The organism is Streptomyces sp. NPDC000404 (genome assembly GCF_040300365.1).
Taxonomy (GTDB): Bacteria; Actinomycetota; Actinomycetes; order Streptomycetales; family Streptomycetaceae; genus Streptomyces; species Streptomyces ramulosus.
This window is the reverse complement of the sequence record NZ_JBEPDN010000003.1, coordinates 11560-37640: the sequence shown is the minus strand read 5'-3', so window position 1 is coordinate 37640 and position 26081 is coordinate 11560. Positions and strand designations below refer to the sequence as shown.

The window sequence follows — 26081 nt, the reverse complement described above, 5'->3', positions numbered from 1 at the left end:
CTTGTGACCACGCTCGCCGCCGCCGCGTACAACGACACCGTCATGTCCGGCGCCCTGCTGGCGGCGGTGCCCCTCGCGCTCCTCGGCGGCCTCGTCTCCTTCTTCTCGCCCTGCGTGCTGCCGCTCGTACCGGGCTACATGTCCTACGTCACCGGCGTCACCGGCACCGACCTCGCGGAGGCCAAGCGCGGCCGGATGTTCGCCGGCGCGCTCCTCTTCGTCCTCGGCTTCACCGCCGTCTTCGTCTCCGGCGGCGCGCTCTTCGGCTACTTCGGGCAGCGGCTCCAGGAGAACAAGGAGATCATCTCCCGGGTCCTCGGCGCCTTGATGATCCTGCTCGGGCTGGCCTTCGCCGGTGTCCTCAAGCGGTTCGGCCAGCGCGAGGTGCGCTTCCACAAGAAGCCCGCGATGGGCCTGGCCGGCGCGCCGCTGCTCGGCGCGCTCTTCGGCGTCGGCTGGACGCCGTGCCTGGGCCCCACCCTCACCGCCGTCAACACCCTCGCCTTCAGCCAGGCGAGCGCCCCGCGCGGCGCGCTGCTCACCGTCGTCTACTGCCTGGGCCTGGGCCTGCCGTTCATCGCCGTGGCGCTGGCGTTCCGCCGGGTGCTCGGCGCGTTCGGCTGGGTCAAGCGCCACTACGTGTGGGTGATGCGGATCGGCGGCGGCATGATGGTCGCGCTCGGCATCCTCCTGGTCACCGGCGTCTGGGACGGAATGATGTCCGGGCTGCAGAGCTGGACGCAAAGCTCCACCGTTGGGATCTGAACCGATGTCCACCACGACCGACACCTCTCGCGACGCGGAGTCCGGCGCCCCGCGCGACGGCGACGCGGGCTCCGATCTCGGCGCGGCCGGATCGCAGCTCTCCACCGCCCCCAAGGAGGAGATCAGCTTCCCCTCGCTCGGCCCGATCGGCTGGGCGCGGTGGTTCTGGCGCCAGCTCACCTCGATGCGGGTGGCGCTGCTGCTGCTCTTCCTGCTGTCGATCGGCGCCATCCCCGGCTCGCTGATCCCGCAGACCAGCATCGACCCCGTCAAGGTCGACGCGTTCAAGGCCGACCACCCCTCGCTCGCGGGCATCTACGACAAGCTCGGGATGTTCCACGTCTACAGCTCGGTGTGGTTCTCCGCGATCTACCTGCTGCTCTTCATCTCCCTCATCGGCTGCATCGTGCCGCGCACCTGGCAGTTCGTCGGCCAGCTCCGCGGCCGCCCGCCGGGCGCCCCGCGCCGCCTGACCCGGCTGCCCGCGTACGCGACCTGGCGTACGGCGGCGGAGCCGGAGGCGGTGCTGGAGGCGGCGCAGCGGCTGCTGAAGAAGCGGCGCTTCCGCGTCCACCGGGCCGGTACGGCGGTGGCGTCCGAGAAGGGGTACCTGCGGGAGCTGGGCAACCTCGTCTTCCATGTCGCGCTGATCGTGATGCTGGTGGCGTTCGCCGTCGGCAGCCTGTGGAAGTCCGAGGGCGGCAAGCTCGTCACCGAGGGCGACGGCTTCGCCAACAACCTCACGCAGTACGACGACTTCAAGTCCGGCCCGTTCTACGACCCGGACCGGATGGAGCCGTTCGGCTTCACCCTCAACAGCTTCGACGCGACGTACGAGCGCACCGGCCCGGAGCGCGGCACGCCGCGGACCTTCCGCGCCAACGTCACGTACTACACCGGCGCGGACGGCAAGGAACACCGCACCAAGATCGAGGTCAACGAACCGCTCGACATCGCCGGCTCGCGCGTCTACCTCCTCAGCCACGGCTACGCGCCGCAGGTCAAGGTGAAGGACGGCCGCGGCCGGGTCGTCTACGACGGTGCGGTGCCGTTCCTGACGCAGGATCCGAAGAACTTCACCTCCACCGGTGTGGTGAAGGTGCCCGCCGCGCAGACCAAGGACGGCAAGCGCAACCAGCTGGGCTTCCAGGGCTTCTTCGTGCCGACCTTCGGCGGCAAGGGCTCCGGCTCGATGTTCTCGACGTTCCCCGCGCTCGACTACCCGGTCCTCACGCTCACCGCGTACCACGGTGACCTCGGGCTGGACTCCGGGCTCTCGCAGAGCGTCTACCAGCTCGACCAGAAGCACCTGAAGCAGTACAAGGTCAAGGACCGCAAGCTCGCGCAGATGATGCTGCCGGGCGAGACGATGAAGCTGCCGAACGGCGACGGCTCCATCACCTTCACCGGCGTCAAGACCTGGGCCAGCTTCAAGATCACCCACCAGCCGGGCAACGGTCTCGCGCTGGCCGGCGCGGTGGCGGCGCTGCTGGGCCTGGCCGCCTCGCTCTTCGTCCAGCGCCGCCGGGTGTGGGTCCGCGCCGAGCCGGGCCCGGACGGCACCACCGTCGTCGAGATCGCCGGTCTGGGCCGCAGCGAATCGGCCCGGCTGCCGGAGGAACTCGCCGATCTGGCCGCCGCGCTGACGCCCGCCGCGCCGGTCGCGCCGGACGCGGAGCCGGCCGCCGGCCCCGGCCCGGACGGCGCGGCCCCGGCCGCGGACGAGGCGCCCGCCGCGGACAAGGCCCCCGGCGCGGCCCCGGCGTCCCCCGACGAGGAGGCCCCCGAAGGCCCCGAAGACTCGGCGCAGCCCACCGACTCCGCCGACCCCGCTGATCCCTCCGAAGGAGCGCGCGCGTGAACATCGCGGCCGCAGCCAACGAGACACTGGCGCACAACAGCAATCTGCTGGTCTACGGCGCGATGGCCGTCTACACCCTGGCCTTCCTCGCGCACATGGCCGAGTGGGTGTTCGGCAGCCGCAGCAAGGTCGGCCGCACGGCCGCCGCGCTCACCGCCGAGGTGGCCGAGCCCGCCACCGTCACCGTCCGCGCGTCGGCCAAGGGCGGCACCACCGTGCTGGACCGGCCCGTGGTCCACGCCCGCTCCGCGCCCGGCAGCCGGGACGTCGCCGACGGCCCCGGCGCGGCCGGCGGCACCGAGAAGGGCGACCTCTACGGCCGGATCGCCATCTCCCTGACGGTGCTGGCCTGGGCGCTGCACGTCGGCGGCGTGATCACCCGCGCCCTGTCCGTGCAGCGTGCCCCCTGGGGCAACATGTACGAGTTCTCGACGACGTTCGCCGCCGTCGCGGTCACCGTGTACCTGATCCTGCTGGGCCTCAAGAAGAACGTCCGCTGGATCGGTCTGCCGCTGGTCACCACCGTCCTGCTCGACCTCGGCCTCGCGGTCTCCGTCCTCTACACCGCCAGCGACCAGCTCGTCCCGGCGCTCCACTCGTACTGGCTGTGGATCCACGTCAGCTGCGCGATCATCTCCGGCGCCGTCCTCTACATGGGCGCCGTCGCCACCCTGCTCTTCCTCTTCCGCGACCGCTACGAGGACCGGCTCGGCGACGGCCGGGTCGCCGCCCTGCACGAGCGTCTGGACACCCTGCGCCGCTCCGGGAAGGACAAGCAGGAGCCGACGTTCTGGCTGCGGGTGCGCATCGCCGGCAACGACGTGCTCTCCCGGCTGCCCGCCGCCGCCTCGCTCGACAAGTTCGCCTACCGGGTCAACGCCACGGTCTTCCCGCTGTGGACGTTCACCATCATCGCGGGCGCCATCTGGGCCGAGGCCGCGTGGGGCCGCTACTGGGGCTGGGACCCCAAGGAGGTCTGGTCCTTCATCACGTGGGTCGCGTACGCCACCTACCTGCACGCCCGCGCCACCGCCGGCTGGAAGGGCCGCAAGGCCGCCTGGCTGGGCCTGATCGCCTTCCTCTGCTACCTCTTCAACTACTACGGCGTGAACATCTTCGTCACCGGTCTGCACTCCTACGCCGGCGTCTGACGCACCCGTACGAACTTTCGGAGGCGGTCCCGTCACAGGGGCCGCCTCCGGCCGTTTCCGGGTGGGCCGCCGGACGGAAAACGGCCCCCCGGACCGGGCGCCCGGCATACGGTGAGCGCATGGAGCAGCGCATCACCCTGATCACGCTGGGCGTCACCGACCTGGCCCGCGCCAAGCAGTTCTACGAGTCCCTGGGCTGGCGCGGCCAGGAGGTCGAGGAGACCGTCTTCTTCCAGGCCGGGGGCCTGGGGCTGGTCCTGTGGGGCCGGGAGAAGCTGGCGGCGGACGCCGGGATGGCGCCCGGGACGCCGGGCGGCTTCGGCGGCATCGCCCTGGCCCACAACGTCCGCTCCGACGCCGAGGTCGACGCCCTGCTGACGGCGGCGGAACGGGCCGGCGCCACGGTCACCAGGCCCGCGGCCGTCAACCCCATCGGCTTCTACTCCGGCGTCTTCACCGACCCGGACGGCCACGTCTGGGAGGTCGCGCACAACCCGGGCTTCCCGCTGGCGGCGGACGGCTCGGTGACGCTGCCGGACTTCGGCGCCTGAGCCGGCGGCTCCCCGGTGTGCGTCACGCCGGGGAGAGCGCGGGCGTCTCCGGCGGCGCCGGGTACGGCCGCTCCTCGGGCAGCAGCGCGGTGGCGGCGGCGGTGTCGCCCGCGCGCACCAGGGCGCGGATCTCGCGGACCAGCGGCGTGACGTCGGTGATGGCGACCGTCCACTCGTCGGCGTAGCGCCGGGCCGCCTCGCCGGACAGCCCCAGCTGGAGCGAGCGGTACGGCAGCGGGCGCAGCGCGAGGTCGCGCTCCGGATCCCACTGGAGCCGCACGGGCGACGCCGCCAACTGCTGCCGCCAGGCGTCGCGGTCGGCGTGGACGCGCGGGTCGTGGTGGGAGAGGCAGGCGGTGCGCAGCGCGTCGTCGAAGCCGGCCCGGTCGATCTCGACGGCGAGCACCGTCTCCTGACCGGGCTTGGTGGCCCAGCCTCAGCGGTACATCATCCACAGGAACGACGGCTTGATCCACGTCATCCGGTCCCGCTTCCAGGCCGCCGGGAACCGTCCGTCGCGGGCGGCCGGTACGCCGAGCGAGGGGTCGTACGCCTGGTAAACGGTGACGGTACGTGCGGTGTGCCGGGCGCGGACGCGGCGCGCGGGCTCCTCGGCGGCGGGCCGCCGGTCGGGGACGTTCATGGGGCCAGGGTGGACCGGCGGGGACGGCGGGGTCCATCGAGTTTCGGGGCGGGCGGCGCCGTCCCGCCGCCGTGCCGACGCCGCCCGCGGTGCTCCGGGGCGGCCCGCCCGGCCCACGGCTTTCCGGGGCGGCCCGCCCGGCGCGGCTTTCCGGGGCGGCCCGCCCGGCCCGGGGCCGCCCGGGGCGCCTACGCTGCGCGCCATGACGATCAGCTACGAGTGGCGCGGCCCGCTCGACAACGAGGCCGTCGACGCCCTGCACGCCGAGGCGTTCGGCCACGCACCGACGGCCACCGACTGGCACACCCGGCTGCACCGCCACAGCCTCGGCTGGGTCTGCGCGCACCGGGGCGGCCGGCTGGTCGGCTTCGTCAACGTGGCTTGGGACGGCGGCGTCCACGCCTTCCTCCTCGACACGGCGGTCGCCCGGGACGTGCGCGGGGCCGGCGTCGGCAGCGCACTGGTGGCGGCCGCCGCCCGGGGCGCCCGGGCCGCGCACTGCGACTGGCTCCATGTCGACTTCGAGGAGCGGCTGCGCCCCTTCTACGTCGATGCCTGCGGCTTCCGGCCGACGGACGCGGCACTCCTCGCACTGCGCTGACCGCACCCGCGCGCCGCACCGTGCCGACCGCCTCGCGCGCACGTCATGCCGCTCGCCGGAGCGGGCCGCCGCACGGACCGCCGGGCGCCCGGGTCGCCCCGCACCGGCCTCACTCCGCCCCCAGCCCCCCGATGTCCTCCCGCCACAGCTCCGGCCGGGCCGCGGTGAACTCCCGCATCAGCGCCAGGCACTCCGGATCGTCCAGCACCACGATGCGGACGCCGTGGCGGGCCAGCCAGTCGTGGCCGCCGTGGAAGGTGCGGGCCTCGCCGACGACCAGCCGGGAGATGCCGAACTGCCGCACCAGACCGCTGCAGTACCAGCACGGCGAGAGGGTGGTGACCATCGTGGTGCCGCGGTAGCCGGGGCGGCGGCCGGCCGCGCGGAAGGCGGTGGTCTCGGCGTGGGCGGACGGATCGCCGTCCTGGACGCGGCGGTTGCGGCCGCGTCCCCAGAGCGTGCCGTCGGGGCCGTAGAGCGCCGCGCCGATCGGCACGCCGCCCTCGTCGAGCCCGGCGCGCGCCTCGGCCAGCGCGGTCGCCAGCATCGTCCGGGCCTGTTCCTGGAGGTGGCGCGGGTCGCCGGGCAGCTCGGGCGCGGGGTGGTCGTCCGTGCCGTCGCGCATCAGCGCGTCGCGGTCGCGCGCCCATTCCCGGCGGCCGGACTCCGAAGGGTCGTCCATGCCGCCCAGCCTGTCAGTCCTTCGACGGCGGCGGGTTCTGGCCGGGGCCGTTCGGAGTGCCGTCGTCGCCGCGGCGGCGCAGCTCCTCCTCGCGGCGGCGCAGATCGGCCTCCCAGTCCTTGAGCAGCGCCTCGTCCTTCTTGTTCTCCTCCTTGAGGGACCGGAGGAATTCGGGGTTGTCGTCGGGCGCCACCCAGGTGGCCCGGCCGCGCGGCGCGCCGCCGGCGGGCTCGCGGACCTTGCCCGCGACGAGCCAGACGATCGGCCCGACGAGCACCTCGCCGAAGAGCAGGATGATGAGCACCCAGACGACCTTGGGCAGGCCGCGGATCTGCGACTCGGGGGTGTTCACGCAGTCGATGAACGCGTAGATCCACAGGGCCAGGACCAGAAGGAACGGCAGATACCTGAGCATTGCGGAAGTGGCCCCCCGGACGCGGCGGCGGGCCCGCTGCGGGGCCCGGTGACCCGTCCAGGGTAGTGCGTACCCGATACTGGGACGTATGGCTTATGACGATCTTCGCTCGTTTCTGCGCGCGCTCGACCGGGAGGGCGACCTCAAGCGCATCAAGGCCGAGGTCGACCCCCATCTGGAGGTCGGCGAGATCGTTGACCGGGTCCAGAAGGCGGGCGGCCCCGCGCTCCTCTTCGAGAACGTCAAGGGCTCGGCGATGCCGCTGGCCATGAACGTCTACGGCACCGACCGCCGCCTGCTGAAGGCCCTCGGCCTGAAGTCGTACGGCGACATCAGCGACAAGATCGGCGGGCTGCTGCGGCCCGAGCTGCCGCAGGGCTTCGTCGGGATGCGCGAGGCGTTCGGCAAGCTCGCCGGGATGACGCATGTGCCGCCGAAGAAGGTCAAGGGCGACGACGCGCCCGTGCAGGAGGTCGTGCTCCGCGGCGACGACGTCGACCTGGACGCGCTCCCGGCGCTCTTCACCTGGCCGAAGGACGGCGGTTCCTTCTTCAACCTGGGCCTGACGCACACCAAGGACCCCGAGACCGGCATCCGCAACCTCGGTCTCTACCGCCTCCAGCGCCACGACAAGCGCACCATCGGGATGCACTGGCAGATCCACAAGGACAGCCGGAACCACTACCAGGTCGCCGCCCGCCGCGGCGAGAAGCTGCCGGTCGCCATCGCCTTCGGCTGCCCCCCGGCCGTCACGTACGCCTCGACCGCGCCGCTGCCCGGCGACATCGACGAGTACCTCTTCGCCGGGTTCCTCCAGGGCAAGCGGATCGAGATGGTCGACTGCAAGACCGTCCCGCTCCAGGTCCCGGCGCAGGCGGAGGTCGTCATCGAGGGCTGGCTGGAGCCCGGCGAGATGCTGCCGGAGGGCCCGTTCGGCGACCACACCGGCTTCTACACGCCGCAGGAGCCGTTCCCGGCGCTGACGATCGACTGCGTGACGATGCGCAAGCGGCCGATCCTCCAGTCGATCGTGGTGGGCCGCCCGCCGACGGAGGACGGGCCGCTGGGCCGCGCGACGGAACGCTTCTTCCTGCCGCTGCTGAAGATCATCGTCCCGGACATCGTGGACTACCACCTGCCCGAGTCCGGCGGCTTCCACAACTGCGCGATCGTCTCGATCGACAAGAAGTACCCCAAGCACGCGCAGAAGGTCATGCACGCCATCTGGGGCGCCCACATGATGTCGCTGACCAAGCTGATCGTCGTCGTCGACGCCGACTGCGACGTCCACAACCTCCACGAGGTCTCCTGGCGGGCGCTCGGCAACACCGACTACGCCCGCGACCTGACCGTCGTGGAGGGCCCGGTCGACCACCTCGACCACGCCTCCTACCAGCAGTTCTGGGGCGGCAAGGCGGGTATCGACGCGACGCGGAAGTGGCCCGAGGAGGGCTACACCCGAGACGGCGGCTGGCCGGACATGGTCGAGTCGGACCCGCGCACGGCGGCGCTGGTCGACCGCCGCTGGAAGGAGTACGGGCTGTGAGCAGCGAAGCCCTCCCCGGCGGCGCGCAGGCGCCCGCCGCGCCCCCGAGCCCCGGCCGGACCAAGGCATTTTTGCGCCTGGTCATGATCGAGCACTCGGTCTTCGCGCTGCCCTTCGCCTACATCGCGGCGCTGACCGCGATGTACGAGGGGGACAAGAACGTCCACTGGATCCGGCTGCTGCTGGTGACGGTGGCGATGGTCGGGCTGCGGACGTTCGCGATGGCGGCCAACCGCATCATCGACCGCGAGATCGACGCCCGGAACCCGCGCACCGCCGGCCGTGAGCTGGTGACCGGCGCGGTCTCGGTCCGCTCGGCGTGGACCGGCGCGCTGATCGCCGTCGTCGTCTTCCTGGGCGCGGCGGCGCTGCTCAACCCGCTCTGCCTGGCGCTGGCGCCGGTCGCGGTGGTGCCGATGGTGGTCTATCCGTACGGCAAGCGGTTCACCAACTTCCCGCAGGCGATCCTCGGTCTGGCCCAGGCGATAGGGCCGGTCGGGGCGTGGCTCGCGGTGACCGGGTCGTGGAACTGGGACGCGGTGATCCTCGGCCTCGCCGTCGGCATCTGGATCGGCGGTTTCGACCTGATCTACGCCTGCCAGGACGTGGAGACGGACCGCGAGGTCGGGGTGAAGTCGGTGCCGGCGCGGTTCGGCATCCCGGCGGCGATTTGGGGCGCCCGGGGCTGCCACCTCGTGACGACGGCCCTGCTGGTGTGGTTCGCCCTGTCCACCGGCGCCGGGGTGTTCTTCTGGATCGGCCTGGTGATCGTCGCGGGCGCGTTCCTCTACGAGCACACGATCGTCCGGCCGCACGACCTGTCGCGGCTGAACCGGGCGTTCTTCAGCGTCAACGGCTTCATCGGCATCGCGCTCTTCGTCTGCGCCCTGGCCGATCTGGTGGTCCGCGGCCTGACGGTGTGACGGACGCCTGCCGCTACGGCGACGGCCCGGGGCTCTCGGCTCCGGGCCGTTCGTGTGTCCGCGACCGGCGCGCGGGCGGCCGCCCCTCCGTCACACCGTCAGGCCCCGGCGCTCACGGCTTGAGCATCGGCCAGGCGACCAGGCGGGGGTAGGACCACCACTCGCCGCGGTTGGCCTTCGTCGTGGCGATGATCGCGCAGATGACGCTGCTGAGGCCGTAGCCGCCCATCATCACGACCACCGTCAGCATCGGGATCGCGAGCCCGGAGGACTGGAGCTGCTCCGGGGTGGCGACCATCCCGTAGATGATCATCGTGCTGAAGTAGAGGACGGTGCCGATGGCCGCCATGATCGCCTGGGTGAGCCCGAAGTTCAGCGCCTCGGTGGTGTGGTGGCGCAGGTAGGGGTCCTGCTTGTTGCGGGAGTCGTTGCGCATCGACATCGGGCCGATCCAGCCGAGGAACGCGCCGATCCCGCAGCAGAGCATCGATCCGGCGGTGACCGTCAGCAGCGCGCTCAGATGCGCCCACATCGCGGTGGAGTGGGACGACCGCGACGGGGGCGGCGGGGCGTATCCGGGGGTCGGGTACGGCCCGGCGGACGGATAGCCGTAGCCGCCGGGCGGGGCGGGCTGCTGCCATCCCTGGGCGCCGTAGGGCTGCTGCGGCTGGCCCTGCGGGCCGTAGCCGTAACCGGGCTGCTGGTCGGACATCTCTGCTCACCCCGTCGAACTGCGGCCGGGCGGTCGGCCCCGCCCGGCGCTCTGCCGTTACCGAGAGATTACGGGACAGGTCTGACAGCGGGCCGGGTGGTGCCGCGCGGCAGTGCACGGAGCAGGAACGCGGCGAGCACCCCGCCGATGAGGCCGAAGAGATGGCCCTGCCAGCTGACGTCGCCGGCGCCGGGCAGCACGCCCCACAGCAGCGAGCCGTAGACCACCAGGACGCCCAGTCCGATGAGGACGTCGGGCAGCGAGCGGTCGGTGAAGCCGCGGACGAGGAGGAAGCCGAGGATGCCGAAGACGACGCCGGAGGCGCCCGCGGTGTTGCTGTGCGGGAAGGCCGTCAGCCAGACGCCGAGCCCGCTGACGACGGTGATCAGCGCGGCCACGGCGAGGAAGCGGCGGACGCCGATGCGCAGCGCGGCGAGGAAGCCGAGGACGAAGAGCGGCAGGGTGTTGGCGGCGAGGTGGTCGAAGCCGAAGTGGAGGAAGGCGGCGGGCACGATGTCGGCCAGCTCGGACAGCTCCCGTGGCCGGATCCCGAAGGTGTCGAGGGCGTGGCCGCTCGCGGTGTCGGCGATCTCCAGCACCCACAGGAGGGCGGTCCAGCCCAGCATCAGGAAGAGCGCGGGCTTCGCTCGGCTCATCGTCCGGCCTCCTCGGTGCGGTGGCCCGCCCGGGCGGCGGGGGTTCTGCGGGGAGAACGGCCGTGACGGGGTCGCCGGTTCCGCCGGATAGGGTCGATGTCGTGGAGTTCACGCCCAGCGACACCAGTTCATCCGGCGCCCCGGAGCCGGCTGCCGGCCCGCGCCGCCCGTGGGTCGTCGGGGTCTCCGGCGCCTCCGGCACGCCGTTCGCCGCCTCGGTGCTACGCGCATTGCTCGCCGCGGGCGAGGCGGTGGATCTGGTGGTGAGCCGGGCGTCCCGGCTGACGCTGCTGGACGAGACCGGCATCGCCTTCCGCGACGCCCACTGGCGGGCGGACCTGCGGCAGTGGCTGGCGCGCGGCGCCGACGGGAAGCCGGAGACGTTCCGGGTGACCGACGAGGAGCTGGCGCGGGTGCGGCACTGGCCGGCCGGGGATCTGGCGGCGGGCCCGTCGTCGGGCTCGTATCCGGCGAAGGGGATGGTGATCGTCCCGGCGAGCACGGCGTGCGTCGCCGGGGTGGCGCTCGGACTCTCGAAGGATCTGCTCCAGCGGACGGCGAGCGTGACGCTCAAGGAGCGGCGGCCGCTGGTGGTCGCGGTGCGGGAGACCCCGCTGAGCGGACCGACGCTGAAGCAGCTGGTGGCGCTGGACGAGGCGGGCGCCGTGGTGCTGCCCGCCTCTCCGGCGTTCTACGCGGGGGCGACGCACATCCAGGATCTGGTGGACTTCGTCGCCGGCCGGGTGCTCGATGCGGCGGGTGTGCCGCACGGCCTGTACCGGCGCTGGGAGGGGGAACTGGGGCGGGCCTCCCGCGAGGAGGAGGGCCCCGGTGCCCGTCGGTGAGTGGGCCGCGGGTGTCCGGCCGGCCGGCGCGGCGCCCGCGGGGCGCGGATCAGCGCTTCTTGGCGGCGCGCAGCGTACGGCGCCGGGCCCGCGGGGCGGCGGGCTGGTGAGCACGGGAACGATTGGCCCGGTCCTGCAGCTCGCGCATGCGGGCGTAGGCCATCTCGATCGAGTACACGGTGACAACTCCTGTGAAGATCGTCCTTGATCATTTACGAGAATCGCAGGGCATCCGGCCCTGTATGCCTTAGATTCTACATGCAGGACTCGAAAATCCATAAAGATTGGAAGGCTAGAGGGCATGGACGCGGTGGATAGGCAGCTCATCCAGGCACTTCGCGAGAACGGGCGGGCCTCGTACGCGGAGCTGGGCCGGCTCGTCGGCCTCTCCGGGCCCAGCGTCACGGACCGCATCAACCGCCTGGAGGCGGCCGGAGTGATCACCGGCTACCGCGCGACGATCGACGCCAAGTCCCTCGGGCTCGGCGTCACCGCGCTGGTCGGCATCTCCCTCTCGGACGCCGCCGACCACGAGGACGTCGCCCAGCGGCTGCGCGATCTGGCGGAGATCGAGGACTGCTGGTTCATCGCCGGGGACGACTCCTACATGCTCAAGGTCCGCGTCGGTGACGTCGACGGCCTGGAGGAGACCATCCGGCGCCTCTCCGGCACCAAGGGCGTCTCCCGTACGCGCACCACGATCGTGCTCTCCACCAAGTGGGAGAACCGCGTCGGCGAGCTGCCCGAGGAGACCGCATAGCGGACACCGGCGGGGCGGAGGGCCGTCAGGGTTCTCCGCCCTCCCGGGGGAGTAGGCTCGGTCCGGCCCGTTCGCCGGGCCGGAACGGGACAGACACGGACACCACAGAGACTGGAGGCGACCGGATGGCTGCGTCGATGGATGCGGGCCTCAAGCGCGAGCTGGAGGCGAAGGTCCATGCCGGCGAGCGGCTGACCCGCGAGGACGGCATCGCCCTCTACGAGTCCGACGATCTGGCGTGGCTGGGCTCCCTCGCCCACGAGGTGCGCACCCGTAAGAACGGCGACGTCGTCCACTTCAACGTCAACCGCCACCTCAACATGACGAACGTGTGCACCGCGTCGTGCGCCTACTGCTCGTTCCAGCGCAAGCCGGGCGAGAAGGACGCGTACACGATGCGCATCGAGGAGGCCGTCCGCCTCGCCAAGGCGATGGAGAACGACAATCTCACCGAGCTGCACATCGTCAACGGCCTGCACCCCAACCTGCCGTGGCGCTACTACCCGCGCTCCCTCAGCGAGCTGAAGAAGGCGCTGCCGAACGTCTCGCTGAAGGCGTTCACCGCCACCGAGATCCACCACTTCGAGACCATCTCCGGGCTCTCCGCCTCCGAGATCCTCGACGAGCTGATCGAGGCGGGCCTGGAGTCGCTGACCGGCGGCGGCGCCGAGATCTTCGACTGGGAGGTCCGGCAGCACATCGTCGACCACGCCACCCACTGGGAGGACTGGTCGCGCATCCACCGCCTCGCGCACGAGAAGGGTCTCAAGACCCCGTGCACGATGCTCTACGGCCACATCGAGGAGCCGCGCCACCGCGTCGACCACGTGCTGCGGCTGCGGGAGCTGCAGGACGAGACCGGCGGCTTCCAGGTCTTCATCCCGCTGCGCTACCAGCACGACTTCGTCGACATGCAGGACGGCAAGGTCCGCAACAGGCTCCAGGCGCGCACGACGATGGCCACCGGCGCCGAGGCGCTGAAGACCTTCGCCGTCTCCCGGCTGCTCTTCGACAACATCCAGCACGTCAAGTGCTTCTGGGTGATGCACGGCCTGCAGACCACGCAGCTCGCGCTCCAGCACGGCGCCGACGACATGGACGGCTCGGTCGTCGAGTACAAGATCACGCACGACGCGGACAACTACGGCACGCCCAACAAGCTGACCCGTGAGGACCTCCTCGACCTGATCCGCGACGCCGGCTTCCGCCCCGTCGAGCGCAACACCCGCTACGAGGCGATCCGCGAGTACCCGGGCCCGGACCCGGACCGCCGCGAGTCGCCCCAGGCGATGCGCGTCTGACGCCGTTCACCGACAACGCCCCCTGGCTCCGGCCGGGGGGCGTTCTCCGTGGTCAACGGTGTCCGCCGGGGGGCCGGGCAACGGCCGCCGGGGCCACGGAAGATCGCCCCTGGCGCTGTGCTTGACTGGTTGGCGACCCTTTGGTTGCCGTTGAGAAGAAGGTTCCGCACCGTGAGCAGCCCCAAGTACGCCACACTCCGCTACACCGCGCTTCGCCTCGGCCTCTTCCTCGCCTGCTTCGTGGTGGCGTGGGGGCTCGCCTGGCTCGGGGTCATCCCGCTGGCGATCAAGGGCTCCAACATGGTCTGGCTGCTGCTGGTCGCCATCGTGGTCTCCGCACCGCTCAGCCTGGTGCTGCTGCGCAAGCAGCGCGATCAGATGTCCGTGCAGATCGTCGACAAGGTCGACCGGCAGCGGGAGCGGCTGGCCGCCAACCGCAGCCAGGAGGACGGCCTCCTCTGAAGCCGCCGGGCCGCGCGCCGGCCCGTCCGCCGCGGGTGTCGGACACCTCACACCCGCACCGCACCGCCTGGGACGCCCCGCCTCGGAATTTCCTTTCCGTGGCGGGGCGTTCGGCTTGTGTGACCGGTTCCGTGGGCGGCGAGATCAAAGATTTTCTTTGGGTTCCTCAAAGCTTGAGTGTTAACGTAATCGACATGAAGACAGCAGCCGCGCACACGTCCCCGCCGGGCCTCCGGCTCGTGGCGCGCCTGCACGTCGATCTTTGCCGCTGTGTCTCCGCGGCCTGTTGCCGCCGCTGACCTTCCGAGCGGCCGGAGATCCGCGTACGGACCTCCGGGCGGCCTGACGCCCCTTCACCTTCACTTTCGCCGACGCCTGACCTGTCCCAGGAGTGTGTCCGTTGTCCACGCCTTCCCCGTCTTCCGAGGCCGCCGCGCCCGCGAGATCCCGCATACCCAAGGTCCCGTTCTGGGCCCAGATCCTGGGCGGTCTGGTCCTCGGCGTCCTGCTCGGCTGGGTCGCCAAGAGCGGTGACGTCGACTGGCTGAAGTCCACGCTGGAGCACGTCGGCGACCTCTTCGTGCAGCTGCTGAAGCTCGCCGTCGCCCCGCTGGTCTTCTTCGCGATCCTGGTGTCGATCACCAACCTGCGGCAGGTCAACAACGCCGCCCGGCTCGCCACCCGCACCCTGCTGTGGTTCATGGCCACCTCGCTGATCGCGGTCGCCATCGGCCTCGCGATCGGCCTGGTGACCAACCCCGGCGCCGGCACCGGCCTCACGCCGAAGGACGGGCAGGCGCCCGACCACGCCGGTTCCTGGATCGACTTCCTGACCGGCATCATCCCCACCGACGTCATCACGCCGTTCACCGAGCTGAACGTCATGCAGATCGTCTTCCTGGCCGCCGTCGCCGGTATCGCCGCCCTCCAGCTCGGCGAGAAGGCCGAACCGGTCCTCAAGATCAGCCGCTCCGCCCTGGAGCTGCTGCAGAAGGCCCTGTGGTGGGTCATCCGCCTCGCCCCGCTCGGCACCATCGGCCTCATCGGCAACGCCATCGCGACGTACGGCTGGAACCTCATCGGCAAGTACGCGACGTTCACCGTCGACATCTACATCGGCTGCGCGCTCGTCCTCTTCGGCGTCTACCCGCTGCTGCTCTCGACGGTCGCCAAGGTCAACCCGATCCAGTTCTTCAAGGGCGCCTGGCCCGCGATCCAGCTGGCCTTCGTCTCCCGCTCCTCGGTCGGCACCATGCCGGTCACCCAGAAGGTCACCGAGCGGCTCGGCGTGCCCAAGGAGTACGCGTCCTTCGCGGTGCCGTTCGGCTCGACGACCAAGATGGACGGCTGCGCCTCCATCTACCCGGCCATCGCCGCGATCTTCATCGCCCAGATCTTCGATGTGCCGCTGGGTATCGGCGACTACATCCTGATCGTGTTCGTCTCCGTCATCGGCTCGGCGGCCACCGCCGGTCTGACCGGCGCGACGGTCATGCTGACCCTGACGCTGTCCACCCTGGGCCTGCCCCTGGAGGGCGTCGGCCTGCTGGTGGCGATCGACCCGATCCTCGACATGATGCGCACCGCCACCAACGTCGCGGGCCAGTCGGCGATCCCGATCATCGTCGCCGCCAAGGAGAAGATCCTCGACCGCGAGGCCTACGCGACCGCCCACGGCAGCACCCTGGAGGCGGACGCGGAGAGCGTCACCGAGCAGCCCGCCCCGGTGTCCTCCGCCGCAGCCGCGAGCTGACCCGCCCGCGCGGGCCGTCCGTCCCCCGGCCCCGCGCGACCTGCGCCCCCGGAACTCCCCTGTGGTTCCGGGGGCGCCGCCGTGTTCAGGACACGGCCCCCGTGTGCGCCAGGATCGCCGAGACCAGCGGGCCCTGGACGGCCGGCGGCAGCGCATGCCCCATCCCCGCGATCTCCGTGACGCGTACCGCGTTCAGGCACTGCGCGAGGTGCTGCGGATGCGGCGGCGGGAACACCGGCTCGGTGGGCGCGACGATGGCCTGCACCGGAACGCGGTTGGCGGCCAGCGCCTCGGTGCGCAGCAGCCCGTCGGGGTTCGCGCGCGAGTGCGCGCTCGGCGGGGTGTACGTCCCGGTGTGCGCGATGATCCGCCGCTCCAGCTCCCGGTACCACGCCGGGTCGAACGGCAGCTGCCCGCCGGCGAGCAGCCGCCAGTGTTCGGTGCGCCGGTCCAGTTCGGCCTCCTCGCCGTTGTCCTCGACCGGCCGAGCCCAGAACTCCAGGACCTCCGGCGCGATGCCCGGCAGCTCCTCGGCGGGCACCTCGGTGCCGTCCGGTGCGGTGTACGGGCGGGTGCTGAGCGCGTTGGTGCCCATCAAGGTGGCCGAGGCGACCCGGTCCGGGTGGTCGGCGAGGACCAGCTGGCTCAGCATGCCGCCGAGGGAGAGCCCGACGAGGTGGGCGCGGGCGATGCCCAGCTTGTCGAGGAGGGTGACGATGTCCTCGGCGAGGGTGGAGATCGGATACGGATCGGTGTCGTACGCCCAGGTGGAGCGGCCGGTGTCGCGATGGTCGTAGCGGATCACGCGGTGGTGTTCGGCGAGCGCGTCGACGAACTCCTCGGGCCAGCCGATGCCGGACGCCTGCGCGCCCATGACCAGCAGCAGCGGAGGCGCGTCGGCCGGACCGCGCTGCTCGGTCCACAGGCGGATGCCGGGGGCGGCTTGGATGAACTGCTGCATGGGGGGACCTCCGGGGTCGGGTACGGGAAAAGGGTGTGCGGGCCCGTCCGCGGGCATGGCACGGCGACACCAAGCGAGACGTAGCGTCTCGCTTTGCAACGAGACGTATCGTCTCGTTAGGCGGAGATGGCGTCAAGTGGAAATGGCGTCAAGGGAATGGGTGTGCGAGCCGAAGATCGTAAACTTCGGTGCGGTCGAGGGGTGGGACGGAAGGGCGTTCGACGTGGGTGCGGTGAAGGGGAAGCGGGTGCCGCGTGCGGTCCGCGAGCAGCAGATGTTGGACGCGGCGGTGATCACCTTCGCCCGGCACGGCTACCGCGCCGCCTCGATGGACGGCATCGCGGAGCTGGCCGGCGTCTCCAAGCCGCTCGTCTATCTCTATCTGCACTCCAAGGAAGAGCTGTTCAGCGCCGTCATCCGGCGGGAGGCGGCGGCGCTGGTCGCCGCGGTGACGGCGGCGGTGGAGCCGCACGCCCCCGCCGACCGGCAGCTGTGGAGCGGCCTGACCGGCTTCTTCGCGCACACCGCGGCGCACCCCGACAGCTGGGCGGTGCTGCACCAGCAGGCACGGACGCAGGGTGAGCCGTTCGCGCGCGAGGTGGCCGCGATGCGCGCCGGGCTGGTCGACTTCGTGACCGAACTGATCGGCGCCGCCGCCCGCGAGTCGCACTGCGCCGCCGAACTGCCCGCGCGCGAGGTGGCGGGCCTCGCCCACGCCCTGGTCGGCGCGGCGGAATCGCTGGCCGAATGGGCCAACGTTCCGACGGGGCCCGACGGTTCGGACGCCGCGGCCCCGGCGGACCCGCGGGAGGCGGCGGAGCGGACGGCCGCCACGCTGATGAACTTCGCCTGGACGGGGCTGAACCGGCTGATGGCGGGGGAACGGTGGGGAGCTGGGGGCGGGGGCGGGGCGGAGCCCGGCGTCGAGCCCGGGGCCGGGGTCGGGTCCGGGGTCGGTGTTGAGCCCGGGTCCGGCATCGAATCCGGGGCCGAGTCGGGGGCCGGGGCCGAGGTCGCGGAGCGGTCGGGCGCTTCCGGCTGAGGGGCGCCCGTGGGAGGCGTACGGCGGCGGGGTCGCCGGCGGTCCGACTCCCCTGCGTGCGGGCGAGGTTGAAGAATCGCCCTGCTCCCGGAATCCGTGCAGGAAGGCGGTCGCCAGGCATTGGCCGGCGCGTCGACCTCGCGTAAATTTACCGAGAAGTAAGGTTACCGGCCGGTCGGGACGAGCGGTCGGTGGAACGCTGCCGCGCCCCGGCGGCGCACCCACGAACTCCCTTGAAGCGAGAGCTTGAAGCAAAAGCTTGAAGCAAGAGGGAGTTGAGCAATCCGAGTAAGCGAACCCGCCCCGCTCCCCGGCACACCCCCACACCCCTGCACCTCATCCCCCACCCCTCCCCACGCAGCGCACCCGGCCACGTCCCGCGCGCGTCCCCGCGCGTGCGGTGGTGGCCGCCGCCCGTCGGGTTCGTCCGTGCCCGGCGGCGACTCCACCACCGACGAGGAGCCGCTCGTGTTCAGCCAGGATTCCGCACCGCCCCCGCCCGTCGACCCCGTGACGACGGTCCACGACGGCACCGTCCGCGAGGCCGCGCTGCCGCCGCTGGTGGCGCCGCCCGCCCGCGGCTCCCTGGGTGACCTGCCGTTCGTCAACGCCGCCGAGGCGCCCGCGGCGGTCGCGCTGGCCCGGCGGCAGGCCGACGGCGGCTGGTCCGACGTGACCTGCGCGGCGTTCGCGGACGAGGTCCGGGCCGTCGCCAAGGGCCTGATCGCCCACGGACTGCGCCGCGGAGACCGGCTGGCCCTCATGGCCCGCACCACCTACGAGTGGACCCTCATCGACTGCGCCGCCTGGGCCGCCGGCCTGATCACCGTCCCCGTGCACCCCACCGCCTCCGCCCACCAGGCGGCGTGGATCCTGTACGACTCCGGGGCCGCCGCCTGCGTCGTGGAGAGCGTCGCGGAGACCCGGCTGATCACCGGCGTCCGCGGCGGACTGCCCGGCCTCGTCCACCTGTGGCAGTTCGACACCGGAGCCGTCGCCCAACTCGTTGCCGCCGGACGGGAGTTGCCCGACACGGTGGTCGACGAGCGGCGCGCCGCCGCCGGCCCGTCCGATCTCGCCACCCTCGTCTACACCTCCGGCACCACCGGTCGCCCCAAGGGCTGCGCGCTGACCCACGGCAACGTCCACGCCGAGATCGACAACGCGGTGGCGCTGCTGGGCCCCGTCCTCCGCCCGGACGGCGACGGCCCGGCGTCCACCCTCCTCTTCCTCCCCCTCTCCCATGTCTTCGGCCGGATGGCCGCGCTCGTCTGCCTGCGCGCCCGGGTGCGCCTCGGCCACGCGCCCAGCCTGCGGACCGACGACCTCCGCGCCGACCTGGCACGCCTCCGCCCGACCTTCCTCTACGCCATCCCGTACGTCCTGGAGAAGATCTGCCACGCCGGACGGGCCGCCGCCGAGACCGCGGGCCGGGCCGCCGCCTTCGACCGCGCGGTCCGCGTCGCCCGCGCCTACGGGGAGGCCGTCGCCGCCCGCGACCGGGGCGCCGGGAGAGGGCCGGGCGCCGGCCTGAAAGCGGCCCGCCGCCTCTACGACCCGCTGGCCTACCGCCCCCTGCGCGACGCCCTGGGCGGCCGCGTCCGGCATGTGATCTGCGGCGGCTCCCCGCTGGACCGCGGCCTCGCGGGCTTCTGCGCCGGCGCCGGCATCGAGATCCTGGAGGGCTACGGCCTGGCCGAGACCTGCGGCGCCGCGACCGCCACCCCGCCGCTGCGGCCGCGCCCCGGCACCGTCGGCCGGCCGCTGCCCGGCGGCGCCGTACGGATCGCGGACGACGGCGAGGTGCTGCTGCGCGGTGGCCAGATCTTCGCCGGTTACTGGGACGCCGCCCGGGGCACGGCCGTCCCCGCCACCACCGACGGCTGGTTCCCCACCGGCGACCTCGGCGCCCTCGACCCGGACGGCTACCTCACCCTCACCGGCCGCAAGAACGACATGATCGTGACCACCGGCGGCAAGCGGGTCGCCCCCGCGCCCCTGGAGGACCGCCTCCGGGCGCACCCGCTGATCGCCCACGCCCTGGTCACCGGCGACAACCGCCCCTACGTCACCGCACTGCTCACCCTCGACCCCGAAGCCCTGACCCACTGGCGCCGCACCGCGCGGAAGCCGGACGTCCCGCTCGACGCCCTCGTCGACGACCCGGACCTGCGCTCCGCCCTCCAACGCGCCGTCGACGACGCCAACCGCCTGGTCTCCCGCCCGGAGTCGATCCGCCGCTTCGCGGTCCTCCCGCTGGAGTTCACGGAACGCGCCGGCCATCTGACCCCGTCCCGCAAGCTCCGGCGGGCAGCGGTGACCCAGCAATTCGCGTCCTGGATCGAGGAGTTGTATGAGCCGGAGCCGGGGGCGGGGTGACCCTGGTGACCCTTACGGGTGTGGGGCGACCCCGGTGCCCCGGTGATCCTTACGGGTGTGGGGTGGCCCCTTGGGGTGCGCGGCGCGGCCTGTGGGGGGAGGGCTCGGCCGACCGGTGGGGGCGATGTGGCGCGGCCCCGTACCGGGTGCCCGGGGGCGTCCCGTAAGGGCCCCGACGTGCCCCGTACCGGGTGCCCCGGGCCGTCCCGCAAGGGAACCGGCACGGCCCGTGCGGCCCGGGCGCGCCCCGCACGCTCCGCTCGGGCGACCCGCACGAGCCACCCGGAGTGACCCACGCGACCTGACTCCTCCGTAAGAAACCCGCTACCCCCTATGGAGCCATTCCGCGCGGCGCGTCAGACTGGAACCCCCGTGTCACCTCTGTGGGGGAGGTGGCACGGGGTCTTCGTTGGGCCGGTGCGGATGCCGGGGCCCGGGTTGACGCCCACGCCGGAGCCGGAGCCGGAGCCGGCTCGGGCCCGATCCCGGGGTCCGAAGATCAGGGAAATCCCCAGGGCGAACCTCAGGGGAAACCCCAGGGAAAACCCGGGGCCCTCCCGCCGTACCCCGCTCCCCTCACCGGGTAGGGGCAAATCCGGGGGCCCACCCACCCCCTACGGGACATCCCCCACAAGCCCGCCCCCACGGCCCGCCCCCTCACTCCCGCGGCAGCTCGCACCACACCGTCTTGATCCCGTCGCCCCGCCGCACACCCCAGCGCACCGCCACCGTCTCCAGCAGCGCCGGCCCCGCCCGCGCTCCTCGTCCCGGCACGCGGTCCGCCGTACGGGCAGCGCGTACGGCTCCGGATCGGTGACCGCCAGCCACATCCGCCCATCGCTCCCGCCTGTGACCTGCACCGTCACCGGCGCCCCCGCCCCGACGTGCAGGATCACATTGCTCAGCAGCTCACCGGCGCACAGCTGCGCGTCCCCGCACCCGTCCCCCAGATGGCGCCGCAACTCCCGCCGCACGCTGCGGACCGCCCCCGGCACGGCCAGCAGCTCCGGCTACCGCCTGGGCCCCGTTCGTCGCCGCCGTCAAGGACCGGCAGCTCACCGCCTGAGCGTCGCGACGACGGATACCCACAAGAAGAACGGCCCCCGCCAAGCGGCGAGGGCCGTTCTCTTCACAACGGTACGAGACCGGGCTACGGCGTAGCCCTCCGCCGCCGAGACCCCGGCCGCCGCTCGCTCGGCCGGGTCACCGGGTCCCCCGCCTCAACGGCCGCATCGCGACGCGCCGCGCCGAAGTCCGCCAGGGCCTCGGCCAGCTTGTGGACCGACGGCTCGGGCGAGAGGACGTCGACGCGCAGGCCGTGTTCCTCCGCGGTCTTCGCGGTCGCCGGGCCGATGCAGGCGATGACCGTGACGTTGTGCGGCTTGCCGGCGATGCCGACGAGGTTGCGGACGGTCGAGGACGAGGTGAAGAGCACCGCGTCGAAACCGCCGCCCTTGATCGCCTCGCGGGTCTCGGCCGGCGGCGGCGACGCCCGCACCGTGCGGTACGCGGTGACGTCGTCGACCTCCCAGCCCAGCTCGATCAGGCCCGCCACCAGCGTCTCGGTGGCGATGTCGGCGCGCGGCAGGAAGACCCGGTCGATCGGGTCGAAGACCGCGTCGTAGGGCGGCCAGTCCTCCAGCAGCCCGGCCGCCGACTGCTCGCCGGACGGCACCAGATCGGGCTTCACGCCGAAGGCGATCAGCGCCTTGGCGGTCTGCTCGCCGACCGCCGCGACCTTGATCCCGGCGAACGCCCGGGCGTCGAGCCCGTACTCCTCGAACTTCTCCCGGACCGCCTTGACGGCGTTGACCGAGGTGAAGGCGATCCACTCGTACCGGCCGGTGACCAGGCCCTTGACCGCCCGCTCCATCTGCTGCGGGGTGCGCGGCGGCTCGACGGCGATCGTCGGGACCTCGTGCGGCACCGCGCCGTACGAGACGAGCTGGTCGGAGAGCGACGCGGCCTGCTCCTTCGTCCGCGGTACGAGGACCTTCCAGCCGAACAGCGGCTTGGACTCGAACCACGACAGCTGGTCGCGCTGCGCCACGGCGCCCCGCTCACCGACCACGGCTATGACCGGCTGCCCGCCGTCCGGCGACGGCAGCACCTTGGCGGCCTTCAGCACCTGCGCGACCGACCCGAGGGTGGCGTTCCAGGTGCGCTGGCGGGTGGTCGTACCGGCGACGGTGACCGTCATCGGGGTGTCGGGCTTGCGGCCCGCCGAGACCAGCTCACCGGCGGCCGCGGCCACCGAGTCGAGGCTGGTGGAGACGACGGCGGTCGCGTCGGAGCCGCCCAGCTCGGCCCAGCAGCGGTCGGTCGCGGTGCGCGCGTCGACGAACCGGACGTCGGTGCCCTCGGCGTCGCGCAGCGGCACACCGGCGTAGGCGGGGACGCCCACGGCGGCGGCGATGCCCGGCACGACCTCGAAGACGATGCCCTCGGCCGCGCAGGCCAGCATCTCCTCGGCGACGTTGCCGTCCAGACCGGGGTCGCCGGCCACGGCACGCACGACCCGCTTGCCGGTGCGCGCGGCCGCCATGACAAGATTGGCGGTGTCACGCAGCGAAGAAACTTCTGCGGGCATGACGGGCTTTGACGCCTCGTCAGCTGACGCCTGCAGCGGTGTGTCCACCTGTGCGCGGGCGTGCACGCGCACGACATCCAGCACCTGCGGGTCGGCGATCAGCACGTCCGCCTGGGCCAGTGCCTCCACGGCACGCAGCGTCAGCAGACCCGGGTCTCCCGGCCCGGCACCGAGGAAGGTGACCTGACCGGAGGCGGAGTGATTCGGGGCGGTGGGGTTCAAAGTGCTCGCTCCCCCATAAGACCGGCCGCACCCTTTGCGAGCATCTCGGCGGCGAGTTCACGGCCCATGCGCAGCGGCGTCGTGGCGTCGTCGGGAGAGGCGGGTACGTGCCCGGTGGTGGACAGCTGCACCAGCGCGCTGCCGTCGGTCGTGCCGACGACGCCGCGCAGGCGCATTTCGGTGACAGCCTGTTCGCCGGCCTGCAGATCGGCCAGCGCACCCACGGGTGCGGAGCAGCCGGCCTCCAGGGCGGCGAGCAGGGAACGCTCGGCGGTCACGGCGGCCCGGGTCACGGGGTCGTCGAGTCCGGCGAGCAGGGCGGCGAGGTCTGCGTTGACCGCAGCACACTCGACCGCCAGTGCCCCCTGGCCGGGGGCGGGCAGAACCATGTCGGGCGACAGCAGCTGCGTCGCCTCGTCGATACGGCCGAGGCGGGTGAGCCCGGCGGCCGCCAGTACGACGCCGTCCAGCTCGCCCTTCTCGACGAAGGCGATGCGGGTGTCGACGTTGCCGCGTATCGGGACCGCCTCGATGCGGCGGCCCAGCTGCCGCGCCCAGGCGTTGAGCTGCGCCATCCGCCGCGGCGAGCCCGTCCCCACCCGGGCGCCGTCCGGCAGCTCCTCGAAGGTGAGCCCGTCCCTGGCTATGAGCGCATCCCGCGGATCCGCCCGCCGCGGCACCGCCGCCAGCGTCAGGTCATCGGGCTGCGTCGTCGGCAGGTCCTTGAGCGAGTGGACCGCGAAGTCGATGTCCCCGGCGAGCAGCGCGTCGCGCAGCGCGGAGACGAAGACGCCGGTGCCGCCGATCCGCGCGAGCTGCTCGCGGGAGGTGTCGCCGTACGTGGTGATCTCCACCAGCTCGACGGGGCGGCCCGTCAGCTCGCGGACCGCGTCGGCGACCTGTCCGGACTGGGCCACGGCGAGCTTGCTCCGCCGTGTGCCCAGCCGAAGGGGCGTGCCCCTCGTTGTGCTGTCAGTCATGCCCGCTCCCGTGCTGCATCGTGCCTGTCGGCGCGCGTATCGGCCCTGCTGACGGCGGCGACCGTCTCGGGGTCGAGATCGAAGAGTTCCCGCAGCGCGTCCGCGTACCCGGCGCCGCCGGGCTCGCTGGCGAGCTGCTTGACCCGCACGGTGGGCGCGTGCAGGAGTTTGTCGACGACCCGGCGCACGGTCTGGGTGATCTCCGCGCGCTCCTTGTCGTCCAGATCGGGCAGGCGGCCGTCGAGCCGGGCCATCTCGCCCGCCACGACACCGGCGGCCATGGTGCGCAGCGCGACCACGGTCGGCGTGATGTGCGCCGCCCGCTGGGCCGCGCCGAAGGCGGCGACCTCGTCCGCGACCAGCGAGCGCACCTTGTCCACATCGGCCGCCATCGGCGCGTCCGCGGAGGCGTCGGCCAGCGACTCGATGTCGACGAGGTGCGCGCCCTCGACGCGGTGGACGGCGGCGTCGATGTCCCGCGGCATCGCCAGGTCGAGCAGCGCCAGGTCCGCGGTGCGTCCGGCGCGGGCGGCGGCGACCGCCTCGGCGCCGAGCACCAGACCGGTCGCCCCGGTACAGGAGACGACCACGTCGGCGGCGGCCAGCTCCGCGGCCACCGCGGACATCGCGACGGCGCGGGCCTGCAGGCCGGTAGCGGCGCCGGGGCCGCCCGGCTCGGTGAGGATCTGCGCGAGCCGCTCGGCGCGCTCCACGGTGCGGTTGGCGACGGCCAGCTCACCGATCCCGGCGCGCGCCAGCGTGGTCGCGGCCAGCGACGACATGGAACCCGCGCCGATCACCAGCGCCCGCTTGCCGCGCGCCCACCCGGCGACGTCCGCGCCGCCCGCCAGCTGCTCCAGACCGAAGGTGACGAGCGACTGCCCGGCCTTGTCGATCCCGGTCTCGCTGTGGGCGCGCTTGCCGACGCGCAGCGCCTGCTGGAAGAGGTCGTTCTGCAGGCGGCCCGCGGTGTGCTGCTCCTGCGCGACGGCGAGCGCGTCCTTGATCTGGCCGAGGATCTGCCCCTCGCCGACGACCATCGAGTCCAGGCCGCAGGCCACCGAGAAGAGGTGGTGGACGGCGCGGTCCTCGTAGTGGACGTAGAGGTAGGGCGTCAGCTCGTCCAGCTCGGCGGCGCCGTGGCGGGCCAGCAGCGAGGACAGCTCGGCGACGCCGGCGTGGAACTTGTCCACGTCCGCGTACAGCTCGATGCGGTTGCAGGTGGAGAGCACGGCGGCCTCGCTCACCGGCTCGGCCGCGACGGCCTCCTGGAGCAGCTTCCCGCGCGCCTCGGGCGCGATGGCGGCCCGCTCCAGCGCGCTGACCGGGGCGGTGCGGTGACTCAGTCCTACGACAAGAAGGCTCATGCCGGCATCACGGCGGGGACGTCCCCGTCCGGTCCCTTGCGGTCGTCGGCCGGTGCCGCGGGGGTGTCCGCGGCGGCGCGGGCCGCGGCGGCCGGGGCCACCGCGCCCTCGTCGCCGGCCTTGCGCTGCTCGTGGAAGGCGAGGATCTGCAGCTCTATGGAGAGGTCGACCTTACGGACGTCCACCCCGTCCGGCACGGTCAGCACGGTCGGCGCGAAGTTGAGGATCGAGGTGACACCGGCGGCGACGAGGCGGTCGCAGACCTGCTGGGCGGCGCCCGCGGGCGTCGCGATCACGCCGATCGAGACGCCGTTGTCCTCGATGATGTGCTCCAGCTCGTCGGTGTGCTGCACCGCGATACCGGCGACGGGCTTTCCGGCCATGGCGGGATCGGCGTCGATCAGCGCGGCCACCCGGAAACCACGCGAGGCGAAGCCGCCGTAGTTGGCGAGCGCGGCGCCGAGATTACCGATGCCGACGATGACAACCGGCCAATCCTGGGTGAGGCCGAGTTCGCGCGAGATCTGGTAGACGAGATACTCCACGTCGTAACCGACACCGCGCGTCCCGTAGGAGCCGAGGTACGAGAAGTCCTTGCGCAGCTTGGCGGAATTGACCCCCGCCGCGGCGGCCAGTTCCTCGGAGGAGACCGTGGGGACCGAGCGCTCGGAGAGCGCGGTCAGTGCACGCAGATACAGCGGAAGCCGGGCGACGGTGGCCTCGGGAATCCCTCGGCTTCGGGTCGCCGGTCGGTGAGTTCGGCCAGTTGCCACGGTGCTCCTGCGGGTAGAGCGGGGCTGCGGGCGGCCATACGTCACCCGACCGCCCTGTCCTGTGCAGGCTATGTCTTTGTGAACGCGTGCACAAAGATGATGTCCGCTTTGTCTGGCCAAAGTGATCGGTGTCACGCGGC

General features: G+C 72.5%; 23 protein-coding genes and 2 pseudogenes. 14 read left to right on the top strand and 11 right to left on the bottom strand.

Going from position 1 to position 26081, the window contains the following annotated elements; all coding sequences use genetic code 11:
* Positions 1-3 precede the first annotated feature (3 nt).
* The 4 genes from ABT345_RS05970 to ABT345_RS05955 all read left to right on the top strand — a co-directional run bounded on the left by ABT345_RS05970 (position 4) and on the right by ABT345_RS05955 (position 4328).
* The gene (locus ABT345_RS05970; RefSeq protein WP_345088550.1) at positions 4-765 is read left to right on the top strand and encodes a cytochrome c biogenesis CcdA family protein; all 762 of its coding nucleotides are present in this window, start codon (positions 4-6) and stop codon (positions 763-765) included.
* 4 nt (positions 766-769) lie between these two features.
* Entirely contained in the window at positions 770-2626 is a 1857-nt protein-coding gene (resB, locus tag ABT345_RS05965; protein WP_345088552.1) for a cytochrome c biogenesis protein ResB, read from the top strand.
* Positions 2623-3777, top strand: a complete 1155-nt coding sequence (ccsB, locus tag ABT345_RS05960) for a c-type cytochrome biogenesis protein CcsB (RefSeq protein WP_345088554.1) — start codon at positions 2623-2625, stop codon at positions 3775-3777. Before resB ends, ccsB begins: the two co-directional genes overlap by 4 nt.
* 119 nt (positions 3778-3896) lie before the next feature.
* Positions 3897-4328 (top strand): VOC family protein, encoded by a 432-nt coding sequence (locus ABT345_RS05955; protein ID WP_345088556.1) that lies wholly within the window; start codon positions 3897-3899, stop codon positions 4326-4328.
* Positions 4329-4350: 22 nt separating this feature from the next.
* On the opposite strand, the pseudogene ABT345_RS05950 reads toward ABT345_RS05955, so the two are convergent.
* Positions 4351-4971, bottom strand: a pseudogene (locus ABT345_RS05950) (DUF4291 domain-containing protein).
* 202 nt (positions 4972-5173) lie between these two features.
* On the opposite strand from ABT345_RS05950, the gene ABT345_RS05945 reads away from it, so the two are divergent.
* Complete coding sequence (locus tag ABT345_RS05945) at positions 5174-5572, top strand: GNAT family N-acetyltransferase (protein WP_345088558.1); 399 nt, start codon at positions 5174-5176, stop codon at positions 5570-5572.
* Between the two features lie 109 nt (positions 5573-5681).
* On the opposite strand, the gene ABT345_RS05940 is transcribed toward ABT345_RS05945, so the two are convergent.
* Complete coding sequence (locus tag ABT345_RS05940) at positions 5682-6119, bottom strand: nucleoside deaminase (protein ID WP_345088637.1); 438 nt, start codon at positions 6117-6119, stop codon at positions 5682-5684.
* A 148-nt stretch (positions 6120-6267) separates the two neighbouring features.
* The gene (locus ABT345_RS05935; protein WP_345088560.1) at positions 6268-6669 is read right to left on the bottom strand and encodes a PLD nuclease N-terminal domain-containing protein; all 402 of its coding nucleotides are present in this window, start codon (positions 6667-6669) and stop codon (positions 6268-6270) included.
* An 88-nt stretch (positions 6670-6757) separates the two neighbouring features.
* Between ABT345_RS05935 and ABT345_RS05930 the strand changes: the two genes are divergently transcribed.
* Both ABT345_RS05930 and mqnP read left to right on the top strand, forming a co-directional pair.
* On the top strand, positions 6758-8215 hold the full coding sequence (locus ABT345_RS05930; RefSeq protein ID WP_345088562.1) for a menaquinone biosynthesis decarboxylase: 1458 nt from the start codon (positions 6758-6760) through the stop codon (positions 8213-8215).
* Entirely contained in the window at positions 8212-9138 is a 927-nt protein-coding gene (gene mqnP, locus ABT345_RS05925; RefSeq protein WP_345088564.1) for a menaquinone biosynthesis prenyltransferase MqnP, read from the top strand. The genes ABT345_RS05930 and mqnP overlap by 4 nt, the downstream gene beginning before the upstream one ends.
* Positions 9139-9250: 112 nt before the next feature.
* Here the strand turns inward: mqnP and ABT345_RS05920 are convergent, their stop codons facing one another.
* Both ABT345_RS05920 and ABT345_RS05915 read right to left on the bottom strand, forming a co-directional pair.
* Positions 9251-9850, bottom strand: a complete 600-nt coding sequence (locus tag ABT345_RS05920) for a DUF4870 domain-containing protein (protein WP_345088566.1) — start codon at positions 9848-9850, stop codon at positions 9251-9253.
* A 68-nt stretch (positions 9851-9918) separates the two neighbouring features.
* The gene (locus tag ABT345_RS05915) at positions 9919-10506 is read right to left on the bottom strand and encodes a rhomboid family intramembrane serine protease (protein WP_345088568.1); all 588 of its coding nucleotides are present in this window, start codon (positions 10504-10506) and stop codon (positions 9919-9921) included.
* Positions 10507-10607: 101 nt separating this feature from the next.
* Here ABT345_RS05915 and ABT345_RS05910 point away from each other — a divergent pair, with 101 nt between their 5' ends.
* On the top strand, positions 10608-11351 hold the full coding sequence (locus tag ABT345_RS05910) for a UbiX family flavin prenyltransferase (protein ID WP_345088570.1): 744 nt from the start codon (positions 10608-10610) through the stop codon (positions 11349-11351).
* A gap of 49 nt (positions 11352-11400) precedes the next feature.
* On the opposite strand, the gene ABT345_RS05905 is transcribed toward ABT345_RS05910, so the two are convergent.
* Positions 11401-11529: a hypothetical protein gene (locus ABT345_RS05905; protein ID WP_281180012.1), complete on the bottom strand. Its 129-nt coding sequence runs from the start codon at positions 11527-11529 to the stop codon at positions 11401-11403.
* A gap of 123 nt (positions 11530-11652) precedes the next feature.
* On the opposite strand from ABT345_RS05905, the gene ABT345_RS05900 reads away from it, so the two are divergent.
* From ABT345_RS05900 to ABT345_RS05885, 4 genes are all read left to right on the top strand, one after another.
* Entirely contained in the window at positions 11653-12111 is a 459-nt protein-coding gene (locus ABT345_RS05900; RefSeq protein WP_345088574.1) for an Lrp/AsnC family transcriptional regulator, read from the top strand.
* A gap of 137 nt (positions 12112-12248) precedes the next feature.
* Positions 12249-13412 carry an aminofutalosine synthase MqnE gene (gene mqnE / locus ABT345_RS05895; protein WP_345088639.1) on the top strand — a complete coding sequence of 388 codons (1164 nt, stop codon included), beginning with the start codon at positions 12249-12251 and terminating at the stop codon, positions 13410-13412.
* Positions 13413-13583: 171 nt separating this feature from the next.
* Positions 13584-13874, top strand: coding sequence for a DUF4229 domain-containing protein (locus ABT345_RS05890; RefSeq protein ID WP_345088576.1), 291 nt, complete (start codon positions 13584-13586; stop codon positions 13872-13874).
* Between the two features lie 400 nt (positions 13875-14274).
* Positions 14275-15627 (top strand): dicarboxylate/amino acid:cation symporter, encoded by a 1353-nt coding sequence (locus tag ABT345_RS05885; protein ID WP_345088578.1) that lies wholly within the window; start codon positions 14275-14277, stop codon positions 15625-15627.
* 85 nt (positions 15628-15712) lie between these two features.
* Here the strand turns inward: ABT345_RS05885 and ABT345_RS05880 are convergent, their stop codons facing one another.
* On the bottom strand, positions 15713-16588 hold the full coding sequence (locus ABT345_RS05880; protein WP_345088580.1) for an alpha/beta fold hydrolase: 876 nt from the start codon (positions 16586-16588) through the stop codon (positions 15713-15715).
* 274 nt (positions 16589-16862) lie between these two features.
* Here ABT345_RS05880 and ABT345_RS05875 point away from each other — a divergent pair.
* Both ABT345_RS05875 and ABT345_RS05870 read left to right on the top strand, forming a co-directional pair.
* Positions 16863-17477: pseudogene (locus tag ABT345_RS05875) on the top strand (TetR/AcrR family transcriptional regulator); the annotation flags it as partial.
* A 621-nt stretch (positions 17478-18098) separates the two neighbouring features.
* The gene (locus tag ABT345_RS05870) at positions 18099-20009 is read left to right on the top strand and encodes an AMP-dependent synthetase/ligase (RefSeq protein WP_345088582.1); all 1911 of its coding nucleotides are present in this window, start codon (positions 18099-18101) and stop codon (positions 20007-20009) included.
* 1150 nt (positions 20010-21159) lie between these two features.
* Here the strand turns inward: ABT345_RS05870 and ABT345_RS05865 are convergent.
* The 4 genes from ABT345_RS05865 to ABT345_RS05850 are packed head-to-tail and all read right to left on the bottom strand — an operon-like array spanning position 21160 to position 25941.
* Complete coding sequence (locus tag ABT345_RS05865) at positions 21160-22821, bottom strand: bifunctional uroporphyrinogen-III C-methyltransferase/uroporphyrinogen-III synthase (protein ID WP_345088584.1); 1662 nt, start codon at positions 22819-22821, stop codon at positions 21160-21162.
* On the bottom strand, positions 22818-23801 hold the full coding sequence (gene hemC, locus ABT345_RS05860) for a hydroxymethylbilane synthase (protein ID WP_345088586.1): 984 nt from the start codon (positions 23799-23801) through the stop codon (positions 22818-22820). Before hemC ends, ABT345_RS05865 begins: the two co-directional genes overlap by 4 nt.
* Positions 23798-25168, bottom strand: a complete 1371-nt coding sequence (locus tag ABT345_RS05855; RefSeq protein WP_345088588.1) for a glutamyl-tRNA reductase — start codon at positions 25166-25168, stop codon at positions 23798-23800. The genes hemC and ABT345_RS05855 overlap by 4 nt, the downstream gene beginning before the upstream one ends.
* A complete protein-coding gene (locus tag ABT345_RS05850) occupies positions 25165-25941 on the bottom strand; it encodes a redox-sensing transcriptional repressor Rex (protein ID WP_345088590.1) in 777 nt (258 codons plus the stop codon). Before ABT345_RS05850 ends, ABT345_RS05855 begins: the two co-directional genes overlap by 4 nt.
* Between the last annotated feature and the right edge of the window lie 140 nt (positions 25942-26081).